Source organism: Corynebacterium gottingense (assembly GCF_007559235.1).
GTDB lineage: Bacteria > Actinomycetota > Actinomycetes > Mycobacteriales > Mycobacteriaceae > Corynebacterium > Corynebacterium gottingense.
On the sequence record NZ_VMHH01000008.1, the window covers coordinates 1 to 17,038 of the forward strand.

The 17,038-nt window shown below is 64.7% G+C and carries 11 protein-coding genes; 8 read left to right on the forward strand and 3 right to left on the reverse strand.

The window, feature by feature from the left end; all coding sequences use genetic code 11:
• Window positions 1–207 precede the first annotated feature (207 nt).
• The gene (locus FPH17_RS09080) at window positions 208–1,134 is read right to left on the reverse strand and encodes an endonuclease domain-containing protein (protein WP_154880041.1); all 927 of its coding nucleotides are present in this window, start codon (window positions 1,132–1,134) and stop codon (window positions 208–210) included.
• A 113-nt stretch (window positions 1,135–1,247) separates the two neighbouring features.
• Here FPH17_RS09080 and FPH17_RS09085 point away from each other — a divergent pair, with 113 nt between their 5' ends.
• A complete protein-coding gene (locus FPH17_RS09085) occupies window positions 1,248–2,639 on the forward strand; it encodes an SLC5/6 family protein (RefSeq protein ID WP_154880044.1) in 1,392 nt (463 codons plus the stop codon).
• Here FPH17_RS09085 and FPH17_RS09090 read toward each other — a convergent pair.
• The gene (locus FPH17_RS09090) at window positions 2,636–3,604 is read right to left on the reverse strand and encodes a GIY-YIG nuclease family protein (protein WP_133064739.1); all 969 of its coding nucleotides are present in this window, start codon (window positions 3,602–3,604) and stop codon (window positions 2,636–2,638) included. The two genes, FPH17_RS09085 and FPH17_RS09090, sit on opposite strands and share 4 nt — an antisense overlap.
• Before the next feature lie 196 nt (window positions 3,605–3,800).
• Here FPH17_RS09090 and FPH17_RS09095 point away from each other — a divergent pair, with 196 nt between their 5' ends.
• From FPH17_RS09095 to FPH17_RS09120, 6 genes are all read left to right on the forward strand, one after another.
• Window positions 3,801–6,224 (forward strand): LamG-like jellyroll fold domain-containing protein, encoded by a 2,424-nt coding sequence (locus FPH17_RS09095; RefSeq protein ID WP_154880046.1) that lies wholly within the window; start codon window positions 3,801–3,803, stop codon window positions 6,222–6,224.
• An 844-nt stretch (window positions 6,225–7,068) separates the two neighbouring features.
• On the forward strand, window positions 7,069–8,580 hold the full coding sequence (locus FPH17_RS09100; RefSeq protein WP_154880048.1) for a DUF5129 domain-containing protein: 1,512 nt from the start codon (window positions 7,069–7,071) through the stop codon (window positions 8,578–8,580).
• A gap of 367 nt (window positions 8,581–8,947) precedes the next feature.
• Window positions 8,948–10,906, forward strand: coding sequence for a hypothetical protein (locus tag FPH17_RS09105; protein WP_154880051.1), 1,959 nt, complete (start codon window positions 8,948–8,950; stop codon window positions 10,904–10,906).
• Window positions 10,907–11,013: 107 nt separating this feature from the next.
• Window positions 11,014–12,129, forward strand: a complete 1,116-nt coding sequence (locus tag FPH17_RS09110) for a 3'-5' exonuclease (RefSeq protein WP_238397032.1) — start codon at window positions 11,014–11,016, stop codon at window positions 12,127–12,129.
• A gap of 195 nt (window positions 12,130–12,324) precedes the next feature.
• Complete coding sequence (gene gltS, locus FPH17_RS09115) at window positions 12,325–13,521, forward strand: sodium/glutamate symporter (RefSeq protein ID WP_154880057.1); 1,197 nt, start codon at window positions 12,325–12,327, stop codon at window positions 13,519–13,521.
• A 130-nt stretch (window positions 13,522–13,651) separates the two neighbouring features.
• Complete coding sequence (locus FPH17_RS09120) at window positions 13,652–14,569, forward strand: type II restriction endonuclease (RefSeq protein ID WP_154880059.1); 918 nt, start codon at window positions 13,652–13,654, stop codon at window positions 14,567–14,569.
• On the opposite strand, the gene FPH17_RS09125 is transcribed toward FPH17_RS09120, so the two are convergent.
• The gene (locus FPH17_RS09125) at window positions 14,566–15,501 is read right to left on the reverse strand and encodes a DNA adenine methylase (RefSeq protein WP_154880061.1); all 936 of its coding nucleotides are present in this window, start codon (window positions 15,499–15,501) and stop codon (window positions 14,566–14,568) included. The genes FPH17_RS09120 and FPH17_RS09125 overlap by 4 nt on opposite strands.
• A 157-nt stretch (window positions 15,502–15,658) precedes the next feature.
• Between FPH17_RS09125 and FPH17_RS09130 the strand changes: the two genes are divergently transcribed.
• Window positions 15,659–16,972 carry an MFS transporter gene (locus FPH17_RS09130; RefSeq protein ID WP_154880063.1) on the forward strand — a complete coding sequence of 438 codons (1,314 nt, stop codon included), beginning with the start codon at window positions 15,659–15,661 and terminating at the stop codon, window positions 16,970–16,972.
• Window positions 16,973–17,038 lie beyond the last annotated feature (66 nt).

The window sequence follows — 17,038 nt, forward strand, 5'->3', positions numbered from 1 at the left end:
GCCCCGACCCGCCCCAAAACCACCCCGACCCGCCCCAAAACCACAGATACCGATAGTAAGACCCCGTTTTCGCCCCCATGGAGCGCATTATCGGTGTCTTACTATCGGTATCTAGCTGGGCGGTGGCCGCCCGGTATCCGCAAAGGCCCGGACTCCAGCCCCAAAAGCCCCACCAACCCCAACCGCAACGCCAAACCCCCGGCCCGCCTACCGCCGCCAGTGCTCCCCGTGGCCGGGCCGCCACTGCGTCGCCGGCACCCGCGGCGGCCCGAGCTGCTCCGAGCGCGCCTTGAGGTCGAGGATGTGGCGGATGCACCAGTCCTCGTCGCGCAGGATCTGCCGCGGTGTGAGCCTGGCAACCTCGTAACCCTGCACCCGGATCCAGTTCTCCCGCTGCGCCTGCTCCAGGGCGGCGGTCTGCCCGTCCTCGGCAAACTTCACGTCGCCGTCGACCTCGATGACCAGTTGGTCCCACAGCAGGTCAGGCCGCACGTACGGCCCGATCCACAGCTGCTCCTGCGCCTCGATGCCGCGCTCGCGGAGGATGACGCGCAGGAGCGACTCGTACGGCGACTGCGACAGGGACGAGCTCCAGGCCAGCGCCGTCCGCGCGTGCGCGATGCCCTTCTTCCTGGCCAGGCGGCGCACCACCTCCTCGAGCTCCGCCCGCGCGCCGGGGCCGAACTGGTGGAGGAACGAGTCCATCGCAACGACGCCGTGGCGCACCCCGTGGAGCCGGGCGACGTCGACGGCGGTGCGGGCGGGGGTGGTGAGGAGGACGGTGTCGCCGTCGAGCAGCGAGATGGAAGCCCGGTCAACCTCTGGGATCCGCATCTCCCGGTACTGCACCCCCTCGGGCCACTGCTTCTTCGGCGGCGGCGAGTGGTGCGGATTGGCCAGCATTACCGGCGAGTGCTTCGCGGGCAGCGTCCATAGGCCCATGATGACGGCGGCTGAGCGGCCCACCACCACCGACTTTTGTGCGCCGACCCCAATCGCGTACGCGCGCAGAAACTCCTGCTCGTAGGCCTTGAGACCGCGCCAGACCTGCTCGGCCACGTACCGCGTCGCGGACAGCTTCCGGCACGTGAGCGCGTCGATCTCCCCCGGCCGGACCAGGTGCGTCACAAGCATTGCTCTTTCCATGTCCCCTCCCCGCGCGTCAGCCTACCAACTCGGTTTGGCGTCGAAAGTGGGTACGACCCCCGTGCTACCCTTGTGAGCTACGACATTGAAAGCGTGGAACTATGACCACTTCACATAAGCAAGACACTACCCATCCCGTCCCCTACGCCGACCTGCCCGAGCAGTACAGCGACGAGCACCTCGAGCTCGGCCGCGCGCAGTTCGACGCTGACCACCTCACCGAGGCGGACAAAGAGCAGATCCGCGAGCAGCGGCGCTCCAAGGCTCCGGACGGCAACTTCTTCTCCTGGGTGATCGCCCTGTTCGGCACCGGCGTCGGCGCCGGCATCCTGTTCCTGCCCATCAACGCGGGCAGCTTCGGGTTCTGGCCGCTGGTGATCGCCACGCTGATCATCGGGCCGATGGTGTTCCTCTCGCACCGCGCGTACGCCCGGATCGTGGCGGCGTCGCCGTCGAAAGGCCTGGACGTGCTCCAGGTCGTCACCGCGCTGACCGGCCGCAAGCGAGGCTTGGCCAGCGCGCTCATGTACTGGCTGGGCATCTATCCGGTGGTGCTCATCTATGCCATTTCGATCACGAATACGGTTGACAGCTTCGTTGTTAATCAGCTCCATGGCCCCGAAATCAACCGCTGGATCCTGGCCACCGTATGTGTCGGCGTGCTCACGGGCGCCTACGCGCTGGGCATGAAGGTGACCCTGTGGCTGGCAAATGCGCTGGTCTACCCGCTGATTTTTGCGCTCGCGGCGGTGTCGATCTACCTGATCCCGCGGTGGGATGTCGCCAGCTTCCGCGGCTACGAGTCGCAGACGCCGATGTGGCAGGCGGTGCTGCTGATCATGCCGGTGCTGGTGTTCTCATTCAGCCACATCGCGGCGGTGTCGCAGTTCGCGCTGGATATGCAGAAGCGCACGGGTGGCGACGTCGCCGCGACCGAGCGCGCCGTCTCCAAGATCGAGCTGGTCACGGCCGCGATGCTCGTCCTCTTCACCATGTTCTTCGTCTGGTCGTGCGCGCTCGCGCTCGGCGCCGACGGCATGGACGCCGCGAACGAGCAGAACGTCCCGGTCCTGTCCTACCTGGCCAACGAGACGCACACGCCGTTCCTCGCGTGGGTCAGCCCGCTCATTGCCATCTGCGCGATCATCACGTCCTACTTCGGCCACCTCCTCGGCACCGAGGAAGGCACCGGCTACCTCATCCGCGTCGCGGCCCCGCGCACGGCGGCCAAGCTCACCCCGCGCTCGATCCGCCGCGTGGTCAACGTCTTCGTCTTCGTCACGGCCGTCCTCGTCGCGGTGCTCAACCCGTCGGTCCTGGACATGATCTCCGTCGTCGGCGGCGTCTTCGTCGCGTTCCTCCTCTACATCCTGCCCGCGCTCCTCGCGTTCAAAGCCACCGCGTTCAGGCACTACGCCCGCCGCCCGGACACCATCTTCCTCCTGGTCATGGGCTCGCTCATCCTCGTCGTGTCCATTTGGGGCATGTTCTAGCCGCTTATCGACGCCCCTCCGTCCCCCATCCCTTCCGCCTCCACCTCATCAGTCTCGCGGTCCTCCCAGTCCGCGAGGCTGACGTTTGCGTTCTCCGCCAGGTGCCAGGCGGTGCGCCCGTTGGTGGCCGCGCCGCGCACAAAGCTGGCGGCCGAGCTTGGGCTGGAGAACTCCACGTCCTTGGTCAGGCGGAAGTTGTCCATGCTGTCCGCGTACCGCTCGCGGTTGGCGGTGATGGCCTTCGGGGCGCTCGCCGTGAGGTCCTCGCGCAGCTTGGCTCCGCTGAACACCACGAACCCGCCCGGCGTGCGCTGCCCGAGCGCGTGGATGGAGCGGTCGTAGCTGGCCAGCTCGAACACGGGCTCGTCGTCAGCACTGCTTGGCGCGTGCTCCTGCGGCACCGCCGCCTGCCCGCGCCGCGTTGCCTCCGAGGCGACAGGCTGGAACGCCGTGATGCCGAGGGCGCTGATGATCAGGTTGGTGTTCTCGATGAACTCGTCGAGCACCGCCTGCACCTCCTCGGTCACGTTGCCCGGCGACGGTGTATTCCCGTTCGCCACCTCGTACCGGCCCGCGTTGACGGCGCGCTGGTGGAAGGCGTTTTCCAGGAACGTGATCTCGGTCGGACCCCACGAGTTGTCCACCACCACGAGGTAGATGATCCGGTTGAAGAAGTCCTTGTCGTCGCTGCGGGTGTGCTCGGCGGCGCGCGCGAACGCCATGCCGTTCTGCCTGCGCGTGGCCTGCCCGATGTAGATCTTCGGCTGATCCGTGTCCGGGTTCGTGCCCACCAGGAAGTACACCGCGGGCTGGTTGAGGTCCGGCCGCTGCTTCAGCTTCGCCGAATTGATCTCCGTGCGCGGGATCGAATAGACGCGGCCCACCCAATTCGCAATCGACGCCTTAATCGGCCCGTCCGGCGTCCCGTCCATCATGAACATTTGCAGCGTCTTCGGTGTGGGCATGGGGTCCTCCTGCTGGGCTCGGTTGTGCGGGTCCACTGTATCCCCTATTCCGCCCGCCCCCGCACATTGGACTTCCCTCTCCAACTCCCAACCTTCACCTCAATTTCACCGTAACGCAACCTGGCAGCGCTACGTTTGAGTGTGGATTTCACCCACCAAAGCAATCCCGTCAGTCACGCACCGCAAAGGATCCCCCATGCGCACACACATCGCGGCCGTCACCGCGCTCGCCCTGCTCACCCCGATGACGCAGCTCCCGCTCCCCACCGCGAACGCCGCCGAAGCCGGCGCCGACCTCGCCTCCCGCTTCACCCTCGGCGTGCTTCCGGACACCCAGTTCTACGCCCGCTACGGCGACAAAGACGCCGGCGACATCTTTGGCACCCGCTACGGCTCGAACCCGTTCGACGCGCAGACCCAGTTCCTGGCAAAGCACCACGAGGACCTGAACACCCAGTTCGTGGCGCATCTTGGTGATGTCGTCGACCAGGCCAACGTCCGCAACTCCTGGGACATCAGCTCGGAGGCGATGAAACCGCTGGAGGACGCGCACCTCAACTACTCCATCCTGCCGGGCAACCACGACTACTTCATGTTCGACGGCGAGGACGGCCCGTCCGCGTTTGAGGAGTACTTCCCAGAGGAGCGCGCGAAGCAGAACGCCACCTTCCAGGCCCGCCACCAGTCCACGGGCATCCACGACGGCGGCGACGGCTACGGCTTCCCGGGCCAGAAGACGGATTCCGAGTACCACATCTTCGAGGCCGAGGGACAGCAGTACCTCCTGCTCGCGCTGGGTTTCCGCGCGCCTGATGACACCCTCGATTGGGCCCAGCAGGTCATCGACGAGCACCCGGACCTCCCCGTCATCCTCACCGCCCACGAGATCTCCGGCATAGGCGGCGACGGCTCCACCTACTTCACCAAGGAGTACGGCGAGCACCTCTGGGACAAGCTGATCCGCAAGAATGACCAGATCTTCCTCACCATCGCGGGCCACCACCACGGCGCGGGCTACCACGTGGAGAAGAACGACGCCGGCCACGACGTCATCAACATCTTGCAGGACTACCAGATGGCCTACCTGGGCGGCAATGGCCTGATGGGCCAGCTCCAGTTCGACCTGACCAACAACACGCTCGACATGACGGCCTACTCGCCGTGGGTCAAGGACAAGGAGCACGCGAAGCTCACCAGCTTCGACCACCTCCTCCCCGAGGGCGAGGGCGACTCCTACTCCATCGACCTCAACTTCGCCGAGCGCTTCAAGTCCTTCGCCCCCGACTTCACCAAGGGCGATGAGAACGACCCCGACTACGCCGAGCTCCTCCGCACCACCGTCGCCGACGGCTTCCAGCCCTACGAGGTCACCGAGCAGGACAAGCCCCGCAACGACCAGGATTACGTCCACGTTGATGGCACTGCCGTCCACTGGCGCCCCGGCCAGACCACGTTCGAGGGCAAGATGCTTAACGACGCCTCCCCTGCCCCCAAGGGTGCCGTCATCCCCGATGTGGCCAACGGCAACGACATGACCCGCGTCCGCTACCGTGTCGGCGCCCGCGAGGACGCCGTGACCTTCTCGGAAGACACGCACCCCCTCTCCTCGGACCGCGGCTCCCTGCGCTGGAAGGACCCCAAGTTCAAGCACTCCACCGCCTGGTTCGAGACCGCCACCGGCGCCGACATCAACGACATGCAGTTTGAGAACGGCTACACCATGGAGGCCTTCCTCAAGCTCGACGAGGACTGGAACGCCGACAACAACAAGTGGTCCAACGCCCTCATCCGCGACGAGTCCGGCACCGTCGCCCACCCCGACAGCGAGGACGGCGACCCGATCCAGATGCTGGGCGTGTCCAGCCTCCGCGAGCTGCGCTGGTACGCCTGGGGCCAGAACGGCGAGGGCTTCTCCAACTGGACCCACGAGGTCCCGAAGGGCGAGTGGATGCACGTGGCCGTGGTCAATGACCCGAAGGACAAGTCGGTCACCATGTACGTCGACGGCTCCCCCATTCTTCGCGACGGCTACGGCCCCCTCGGCATGGGCGGCGAAGGCGCCCAGTGGCTCCTCGGCACCTCCGCCTGGGAGAACGACAAGGTCGACGGCTGGTTCGGCAACATCGGCGAGGTCCGCATCGTGGACCACCCGATCGGCCCGGACCAGTGGCTGACCGCCCGCGCGGCCGACGCTCCGGCCCCGTCGTCCACGACCTCGGCTCCTTCGGCGACCACCTCTGCGGCTGCCACCTCTGCGGCGGCGACCTCTGCGGCTGCCACCTCTTCGCCGGCGGCACCGGCGGCTACAGAGACCACCACCGTCACCACTACGGTGACCGCCCCGAACACCGAGCCGACCACTGCGGCGACCACTGCACCGACGACTGCGCCGACCACTGCGGCCCCGGCCCCGGCGACGGCAACGGCGACTGCAACCGAGACCGTCACGGTCACCGAGACCGCCACCCCCAGTGAGGGCTCCTCCACAGCCGAGTCCGCCGGTCTCTTCGCGGGCGGCGTACTCTTCGGCCTGCTCACTCTGTTCGGCGCCCTGGTCTTCGACCTCGGCGGCGTGATCAACTCGATCGTCGACCAGATCCGCTCCGCCCTCAACATCTAAACGGTCCGTTAAACGCCGGCGAGTCATCTCAACTCGCCGGCGTTTTCGCGTTCCGGTCCCATTTAAATTCGGATTTTGTGCCGCAATACCCGCCCCCTCGATATGAAATATGTCACATTCCGCACGCCCGGCTCAGGTTCTCCTGTCGTTACAATTAGGAATCTCCTTACGTGGCCTCCGCGCTCTGGTATAAATACACGTTCTATGCAGTGTTAGAAACACGCCCTCTACCTCGAACTACAACCATGTTGTGCACGTTTGTCCAGGTTATCGGTAGGGTCAGGAAACTTCCCTTGCTGGTGAAGCGCTTTAAGAAATGAAAATTATGCACCGAATCAATTGTCTTCAACGGGTAGGTAATGCCCTTCATGTTTTGTAAACTAAGGGCCGGAGAATTTCGAAGCAGGGCCCGGCGTTATGAACACGGACGTCGGGCCCTTCTCGTGCCGCCAAAAGCGCTGCACCACTCGTCCCACGGGCCCCACGCGTGCTGCCCCGGCAATAGATACCGATAGTAAGACCCCGACAACGCCGCTCAGGAGAGCGAGTTCGGTATCTTACTATCGGTATCTGCGGAGAGAGAGCGGGGATGTCCCGTCGAGCTACGACGTCTCCCTCCGAACGCCGTCCCACGCGCCCCACGGGCCCCACGTGTGCTGCCCCGGCAATAGATACCGATAGTAAGACCCCGACAACGCCGCTCAGGAGCGCGAGTTCGGTATCTTACTATCGGTATCTGCGCGAAACGGCCACGGACAGAGCACGCCAAACCTCACACCAACCCGCACCAACTCCCACCAAACCCCCAGCGCACCGCGCTAATCCGTGTGATAATCCCCGTATGGTGAGCCGAGAGTACGAGTCTGTCCCCGGCGGCAAGTGGTGGCAGATGCAGGAGACTGCGGAGAGTAAGCGTCGTAACGCGGAGTGGGACGAGGAGCGCAAGTTCAGTCGTCAGTTCAGGGCGAACGGTGCGCGTCGATTAGCGGTGCTGGTCGCGGTGGTGATCGGCCTGCTCCCGGCGATCCTCATGTTCGCCCTGTGGCGCGCGCCCGAGGAGCCGGACCCGGTGGAGACGGTCGCGGAGGCGCCGCCCGCCTTCGTGGACGACCCGGACGACCTGCTCTCCCCGGACGAGGAGCTGCGGCTGCTCGACGGTGCGGACGACCTCCCGCACCCGTCGACGGTGCAGCAGCTGCGCTTCATCGTGTTCGACGATTCGCTGGACAACGTGAACGATTCGGTGGAGAACTTCATGCGCGACACCTACCCGGACGAGATCGGCGACGACACGTTCGCGGACGGCGTCATCCTCGTCGGCGCGGCGATGAAGACGCGCCACCAGTTCATTTTCGCTGGTAAAGACGTCGCTAGCCAGCTCGCGCTCCGCAGCGGCAGCCACCTCGACCGCTCGCTCGCGGCGATGAAAGACGGCCTGGCCTCCGGCGACATCCCGCGCGGCCTCCTGGATGGCGCGCGCGTCGCGATGGACCCGGAGGAGGTCGCCAGCCGGAACGACTCCAGCTTCCTCGGCTACCTTACCGCCATCCCCACCGGCTTCGGCTTGTTCGCCGCGGCCCTCGCGGTCGGCTTCGTGCCGGTGAAGCGCATTGAGCGTCGCAAGCAGCGGATCGCCGAGGCCCGCCTCGATCGCCAGAAGCTTATCGACGCCCACTCGTCCCTCGCCCTCCGCCTCTCCGAACTCGACCTGCGCGCCCACTCCCTGTCCTCCCGCTTCGCCAACGGCGAGCTGCGCCAGGAGTGGGAGGAGGTCCGCGACCGGTTCCTCGCCATCGACGACGCGGTCGCGCACCTCCCCGTTGACACCGACAGCGACGCCCTGGCCAACTGGGAACAGCTCCACGACGCCGCCGCCACCGTCAAGGACGTGGAGCGCGCAGAGGAGAACATCAACCTCCTGTTCCGCATGGAGCAGGGCGACGTCAATGTGCGCGTCGAGCGCCTGCGCACCCTGCGCGCCGACGCCGTCGACGCCGGCAAGAAGGCGAAGGACTCCCACCTGAAGGCGGGGCTGCAGGACATCGTGAACCGTCTCGACGCGATAGCCACAGATCCGGCGAACCCCGCGTTCATGGACGCGTTCGTGCGCCTGCTCGCGGACTACCGCATCCTCATGGACGTCCTGCAGGAGCAGCAGTTCACCGCGCGAAAGGGCGTGAAGGATCCGCGCGCGCCACGCCTGTGGGAACGGGACTACGCGTACCCGGGCGTGTACACCTACGCCACCCTCTCCCTGTGGGACAGCACGACCAACCGCCCGAGCTCCAGTTCCGGTGGGACGAACTCGGGGTTCAGCTCCGGCTTCTCCGGCTCGGGCGGCTCCAGCTCCTTCTAGCGGGTGTCTGGACCGGCGGGGTCGATACTCGCCGAATGCGCAACCCCCACCGATCCTCCCTACGGCAACGCAGAACCCCCTCGCACACTCGCGTTCTAAATGGGGGGGTGTTGAACGCTCTTCCGGCTTCGGGGGGGTGAGCCGTGGGCGAAGGGGCCTGCTTATTGCAGTATGGCACGGATTGCCCAATACGTCTACCCCAACGGCGCCCTACACACACCACGCCAGTAAAACGCCAGCTCAGAGCAACGAAATTTGCACTACCCCCACCCGTTTCACTCGGCGCATCCCCCTCGCTTGGCGTACTATGTCAGCGCACGGACAGTCCGCATGCACCTCATCCCCAGCCCCGAAATCCGAAGGCGCCATGACCCGCTCCACGCACGACACGCCCACACAAAAGCAGCACGACCAGCACGCGTCTCCCCGCCGCGCCGAGGACCTCACGCCCGATGAGGCTAACGACGTCCGGACAAACCTGGCCTACGACTTGCAGGGCGCCAAGTTTGACCTGCCCGCGGACTTCGAGACCACAAAGGAAGAGCTCCCGGAGTGGCGCCTTGCGCACTTCGCCGTGATTGTCCCGCTTCCGGTGGGGGCCTTCGACAGCGCCGATTTCACCCGCTGGGCGCCGGGCCGTTTCCGCGGCATCAAGTCGATCCAGGTCCCCGCCTTCGACGAGGCGCGCGGCACCTACCGCAACCCGGAGACCATGGAGCGGGAGCGGAAGCTGGATCAGCCGGCCTGGAGGTATTCGCCGCGCGTCTTCCACCGCGGCGCGAACGTGCATTTCCGCCAGCCGCTCAATGAGTCGATGGGCGCGGACGCGCTGGACGCGAAGGGCGGGGCGTCGGAATTCGCCCCCTCGCGCAATCGCCACGGCATGAGCGTCTCGGCCCGCCGCTTCCTGTTCCAGCCGGACATCACCCCGGAAAACGGCAAGGAGCCGCCAGCGGATCCGCGCCAGTCTCCCGTGGACTCGAGCTTTTCGCTTATCGACGCCACAAATCCCCTCGCCTCCGTCACCCTCACCTGCGCCGAGCTCCTGGACTACCAGGGCCCGGAGCTCAAGTACGCCGATACTGCCAATCAACCCGAGACGCCGGACACACCTGACACACCGGACTCGCGGGAGTTCCGCAACCAGTTCCTGGTGCTGCACGTGGTCGCGGAGCATTGCTCGGGCGACGCGCTCGAGGCGGTGTCGAAGTCGTTGCACCGCCCGCGCAGCAAGGTCAAGGTGGGGCGGCCCGGCGAGGCGCCGCGGGCCGGGAACCTCCTCGAGATGTGCTTCGATAGGGTCAACGAGGGCCTCGGCGGCGCACAGCTGCAGGTCAGCCGCGGCGGCACCGCCTACGTGAAGGGGGATCGCCGGCGCCCGCTGGCAACGCGCCCGTACACCACGATCACGGCGATCCCGGCCTGCGACGAGCCCGAGTTGCCCCGCCGCATGCGCAGCTCTCTCCGCGAGGGCTTAGGCACCTGGACGCGCCACGACGCGTGGGCGTGGTTCCTGGCCACACGCGCCGACGATTACAGCCCGGAGCTCACGGCGATGGACCAGGTCTCGCTGGATGAGTCGCGGGTGCAGCTGTTCCAGGATTGGACGGTGCATTCTGATGAGAACGGGCTGGCGGTGGTGCGTCGCTCGCCGATTGAGAACCGCAACAACAACTTCTGGATGCTCACCGGCACCCGCCTCGTCGACCTGGCCATCTTGGTCCGCCGAGCGGACAACTACCTGTCCGTGATGGCGAAGCAGATGCGTCGCATGTCCTTCGGCTCCGAGGAATTGGAAGCCGTCCGCCGGAAGCCGGAGTGGGACGACGAGGACGTGGAGTTGGCGTCGAAAATCTTGCGCACCAGCTTGCGGGACTTTGAGGACATCCAGACGGAATTTGTCATCTTCCGCGACTACCTCTGGTACGAGTCGGTGAGCGGCCGCCCGGTGGATACGGCCGTGCTGCATCACATGCTCAAGGAGACCGGTACGCGCGACGATTTCCACGAGGTCGCTTCGGAGCTGGAGCTGCGCAAGGACATTTACAAGACGCAGGGCGATGCGATCCGCGTGGCGCTGGATAACGTGAAGCGCCGGCGCGCGGAGCAGGCGCAGGATCGCCGCGAGCAGCTCAACATCAACCTGGCGATCGTCGGTACCGCCCTTGCCATCCCGGGCCTGATCGACCTGTGGCCGCGCGACGATTCCTCGTACGGCGCCTTCGTCATCTCGGTGATTCTGGTGCTTACCATCACGGCATTCCTGCTCAGCCCGAAGCTGCGCGGCGTTTTCCGCCCAAAACAGGAGCCCACTGCCGAGAGCTGACACCCCGTCTCCGCAAACCAGAACTCAAAGTATAACTCAAACGCAAACCATAAAGCAGCAGCTCAGGATCATAAAAGCGGATTGTGAGTGTGATTTTGAGTTATGGTTTGAGTGCGATTGTTGGAAATCGAACTCAGAATTCGCGCCCGCTTATCGACGCCCCCGTCGCCGATTCCCTCCCCGCCGGCACCACCAACGAGACCTTCCTCCAGCGCGAGTACGAGGGCGTTGTGCTGGCCAACTCCATCACCACCAAGGCGGAGTACCTCAAGGTGGCCCGCACCGGCCGCGGCACGCCGCTGAGTAGGACTCAACGAAAGGTGGTGTGGACACTCCTGCAGTCCGCGATGCAGACCCAGGCAGTGGACGGCAAGCTGTTCTGGCCCACCATGTCCGCCGTGGGTGCCGAGCTCCTGCGCATCCAGCGCGACCGCTCGGACCGTGCCCTGTTCGACCATGTCGTGGTTGACGAGGCCCAGGACTTCAACGCCGGCCACTGGCGCTTCCTTCGCGCCTGCGTGGACCCGGGCCCCAACGACATCTTCCTCGCCGAGGACTCCCACCAGCGCATCTACGGCCAGCCCCTCGTGCTCAGCCGCTTCGGCATCTTCACGCGCGGCAAGGCGTCGCGCAAGCTCACGCTGAACTACCGCACCACCAAGGAGAACCTGGACTACGCCGTGCGCATCCTTAACGCGGCAGGGGAGTTCACCGACTCCGCGGGAGAGACCGATGACACCCGCGGCTACCGATCCGCCCGTTCCGGCCCGAACCCCCAGCTCCTGCGCTGCGCCACGCCAGCCGAGGAGTTCGACGCAGCGGCCGCCTACATTAACTACTGGCTGGACGCCGACGAGGTCCACGAGCCCCGCATCGGCGTGATGTGCCGCACCCGCGGGCAGCTGAGCCGCATTGTCAGCGGGCTGGCCGACCACGGCATCGACGCCGTGCAGACCAAGGACGCGGCGCACGCGTCGGGGGAGCAGGTGGCCGTGATGACCATGCACGGCGCCAAGGGCATGGAGTTCACGCACGTCATCCTGATGAGCGTGGGCCGCGACATCCTCCCGCAGCCCTTCCGCCTCGCCGGGCTGTCCGACGACGACCGCGCCGCCGCTTTGCAGCAGGAGCGCTCCCTGCTCTACGTCGCCGCCTCGCGCGCCCGCGACGCGCTGGTGATCACGACGGTGGGCGAGCAGTCGGAGCTGCTGCCGGAGGTGTAGGGGTTTCTCTTAGGCAAGGTCCTGCGGGAACGGAAAATGAGTTACGCGGGGCCTTTGGTCTTTCGGTTTATGGAGCGTCGCGTATTTGAACCTATTTCTCCTTTTGTGAAGGTGATAACACCCGCCCGAAGAGCGAGCTACCTCACTGTGGTGTCTAAAGTAATCGTGTTCACAAACGATGAAAGAGGGTGACATATGCAAATTGAGATAGGGCTGATTAGCTCGGCAGCAATCACACTGCTTTTGCTGTTGTTTGGCGCTTGGGCGGCGAGAAGCTGGAAGGTATTCAGCATGTTTGCCATTCCGGGGCCCGTGGTTGGGGGTTTTCTCTTTGCCCTTGTGGTGCTTGGGCTGCGGGAGTGGGGATCGGTTGAACTCACGGTTGACACCACGTTGCAGTCGCCCGCAATGCTGGCCTTCTTCACCACGATTGGTCTGGGAGCATCGCTAAGCCTGATCAAAACTGGCGGGCGTTTTCTCATGGTGTACCTGCTGGCATGTTGGTCGGTAGCGATTCTCCAGAATCTCGTTGGAATTGGCCTCGCCAAGGTCTTGGGGCTCAACGAGCTTCTGGGCATCATGGCAGGAGCTGTTTCACTCGAAGGTGGCCACGGCGCTGCTGCGGCGTTCGGCCCTACCGCCGAGGAGCTCGGTGCAGAAGGCGCTACGGCTGTGGCAATCGCAGCGGCAACCTTTGGTCTTATCGCCGGTTCACTTATCGGCGGACCTCTGGCAACGTGGCTGATTAAGAGAAACAACCTCGCGGTGGAGACCCACGATATTGGCAACGTCGAAGAGCGCGGAGTAGATAACGACTCAGACATCAGCGAAGGGTCCGTCACCGCGACTGCGGCCGTTATCGGCGTAGTGGTCGTGATCGGTGTCTACCTGGGCGAGCTCTTCGGTGAATGGACCGGGTACTCGTTGCCGGGATACGTCGGTGCCATGCTCATTGCGATTGTCTTGCGCAACCTTAATGACGCGCTTGGTTGGGTGAAGATTCACGGGAAAACCCTCAAGTTGATTTCTGACGTCTCCTTAGGCTACTTCCTCACGCAAGCCATGATGAGTCTCAAGATTTGGGACCTCTATGATCTCGCGCTGCCGCTCCTGGTCATCTTGCTTGTACAAGTTGCTGTACTTGCTGCTTTGGTCGTGTTGGTTGTCTTTCGGGTCCTGGGCAGAAACTACGATGCAGCGGTCATTTGCGGAGGCATGATGGGTCACGGTCTTGGCGGCACTCCGAACGCGGTCGCCAACATGGACGCGGTTGGCCGCAAGCACGGATTGCAGTCAAAGGTAGCAATGGTGGTTGTCCCACTTTCTGGTGCCGTGCTGATTGACATTGTTGCGCTGCCATGGATCGTCTTCTGCCTCAACTGGGTAGCGTAACCACCGGGGATGGGGGAGATCCGCTTTGGCTCCATTGATATGGAGAGGCGTCGTAGCGCCCCGTTCCCGCCCCAACACGTCGGGTGCGGTGGCGTCGATAAGCGAGACCGCCCTGGTTTAGAGTGAGAGAATGCGGATTGAAGAGGGGCCGGTGGCGTCGGCAAGCGAAGTGGAGCGGGAGGCGCTGCTGCCTCGGCACGAGGACGTGGTGGTGCGCACGATGCTGGGGCTGCTGCCCAAGGATGCGGCGGACTGGCAGCTGGTGGGGATTGTGAACAAGGACGGGGACGTGTTCACGTTTGGGAATGACTCGAAAATCGTGGGGCGCGCGTTTGAGGTGGTGGCGACGGCGTACGTGAAGCAGCTTGCCGATGCGTTGGGGTACACCTTCCGCGAAAGCGAGGTGCAGACCCAGTACCCGGACTTCGTGCTGGAGAAGCCGAATGGGCGGCTCATTGCCATTGACGTCAAATCTACCTACCGCAGCGTGGGCAAGCGCGGGGCGACTCGTGCGTTCAGCTTCACCCTGGGCAGTTTCACCAGCTACCTGCGCAACGACGGGACGAAGAACATTTACCGCACGTACGATGATTACGACGCGCACTATGTGCTGGCGTTCCTGTATTCGCGGACGAACCGCTTCGAGACGATCCGCGTTCCCGTCGCCAACATGGACAGCATCCGCCCTGCTTACGAGGACGTCGAGGTGGCGTTCATGGAGAAGTACCGCTTGGCCGGGGACAAGACCGGTAGCGGCAACACCGATAATTTGGCCACGTTCAAGGCGACGTCGATGGAGCCGTTCCAATACGGCGCCGGCCCGTTCGCCCTGCTCGGCCACGACGTGTTCGAGCACTACTGGCGCAACCACCCCAGAAACGCCGACTCCGCCGAGGTCAAACGCGCGAAGTTCAAGAACCTGCCCGCGTACTTCGACTGGCTGGAACGCCAGGACAGCGCCCCGTTCGACCCCGCGCAGCTGCGTGCGTCCTACGCGCAGTACAAGGATTTCGTGGCCGACCGCGGCTGGGCGATCCGGCTGAACTAGAACAGCGTCGCCAGGCTCGCTTCGGGGCTTGCTTTGGCGCTTGTCGACGCCACTTCATCCCCCGGCACCGCGTGCCCGGGCGAAATGACCAACGCCTCCGTCATCGCTTTGCGGTTCTGCACCGACGCGCCGACGTGGTAGAAGTGCTCGGTGGTGCGCAGCTCGCCCTCCCAGGCGCGCAGGTGCGTGTTCTCGCGGTGGATGTTTGAGTGCCACATGCTCAGCGCGTACCCGGCGGGGGAGTCCTGCACCTGGCGGGCCAGCTGGTCGGCGAGGTTCTGGCTCCACGTGCAGAAGTACTCGTCATGCCTATCGATGTACGGCGGATCCAGGTACAGAAAGTCCTGCTCCGTGAGCTGGCCGATGATGTCGGTGAAGTTGGCGTGGCGGAACTCCCACTCAGGGCGCTTGGACAGGAGCGTTTCCACCCAGTGGACCTGGTTCACGATCCTGGTAATCAGCGCAGGCTGGAAGCGCTGCGGCTTCCGGCAGAAGGGGACGTTGTATCTGCCCTTGGCGTTGAACCGCATCATGCCGTTGAAGTTGCTGCGCTGCAGGAAGAGGAAGTCGAAGGGGCTGCCGGTCTCATTGAAACGGTCGCGGACCTCGTAGTAGTAGGAGTACTTGTCCGCCGGGGTTGCGGCCAGCTTCGGCGCCTCCTGCTCCAGGTAGTCGCGGACCTTCCAGGCGGTGAGCTCCCCGGATTGGATGCTGCGGTAGAAGTTGACCAGGTGCGGATTGATGTCCACAAACACCGCGCGCTGGGGTGCGAGGTTGAACCCCACGACGCCCGAACCCATAAACGGTTCGTAATAGGTCCCTGCGCCGTTCCACCGAACGTTCGCCGCGATGAAGGGGACAAGTTTGGTCTTGATCCCTTGGATCTTCAGCGGCGGCACGTTCACGTGACCTATCTGCTGCGGCAGGAGCATGGCGGGGCCTTTCGGGCGAGTGGCGGTTGTGTGGTGAGTGTAGCAACCGCGCCGAACACGCCCGTGCGCTGCGGAAAGGGGGGTCCTGTAGCATGGCATGCACCCGACGGCCGTCACGTTTTGCCATGGTGGCGCCGGTGAGACCAGGAGCACTTGAGTGACAACTTCACACGGAACTGATGAAAAGCTCACCAACGAGCACAAGCGCGTCCTCGGCGGTGCGCTGGTGGGCACCACGATCGAATGGTTCGACTTCTTCATCTACGCGCAGGCCGCCGGCCTGATCTTTGCCACGCAGTTTTTCAACCCGGTCGCTGACGCCTCGCCGGGGCTGGCGCAGATTATCGCCTGGGCCTCGCTCGGTATCTCCTTTTTGTTCCGGCCTTTCGGCGCGATCCTCGCCGGCCACCTCGGCGACCGTATCGGGCGTAAGCCCGTGCTCGTGCTCACACTCGTCGGCATGGGCCTGGCGACGTTTCTCATGGGGCTGCTGCCCAACTACGAGTCCTGGGGGATTGCCGCACCGATCCTGCTCGTGGTGCTGCGGATCGTGCAAGGCATGTCCGCGGGCGGCGAGTGGGGCGGCGCCGCGCTCATTGCCGTCGAGCACGCGCCAGGGCTGCGGCGCGGCTACTTCGGCGCGTTTCCGCAGCTCGGCGTGCCGCTAGGGATGATGCTGGCGACCATCATGATGCTCACGCTCACCGCCGCGATGACGCCCGAACAATTCGAGACCTGGGGTTGGCGCATCCCATTCCTGTCCTCGCTCGCGCTGATCCTGGTTGGCTTCTTCATCCGCCGCTCCGTCGAAGAATCGCCCGTATTCACCGAGATGGAGCAGCTGCGCGAACGCTCCTCCGCACCGCCGAAAGACCTGTTCGCCGGCCACTCCAAACTCGTTGCGCAGTGCGCGCTCATCTTCGCCGGCAACAACGCCGCCGGCTACCTGCTCATCGCCTTCTTCGTCTCCTACGGGTCGCAGACACTCGGCTTCGAGCGCCCCGTGGTGCTGGGGATCATGCTGCTGGGCAGCGGCGCGTGGTTCATCTCCACCCTGGTCAGCGGGCACATTTCCGACGTCATCGGCCGTCGCGCCGTCTTCTTCTGGGGCTACGTCGCGCTCATCCTGTGGTCGCTGCCGCAATGGGTACTCGTCGACTCCGGCGAGATCTTCCTCTTCGCCCTGGCCACCATCGTCCTCGGCATCCTGCTCGGCGTGACCTACGGGCCACAATCCGCCCTCTACGCCGAAATGTTCCCCGCCTCCGTCCGCCTGTCTGGCCTGAACATCAGCTACGCGCTCGGCTCCATCATCGGTGGTGCGTTCGCTCCGATGATCTCGCAGATGATCCTGGAACGCACCGGCAACGCCATCTACATCGGTGCGTACATCGCCGCGCTGTGCGTGTGCTCGATGCTGGCCGTGGTGGCCGTGCCGAAGGCGATTCAGGGGCGCGCGCTGGGGGAGTAGGTGGCACGGCGTCGGTAAGCGAGAAGCCTCTGAGTCGACAGCATTGAGCCCGTATGTGAACTGCTC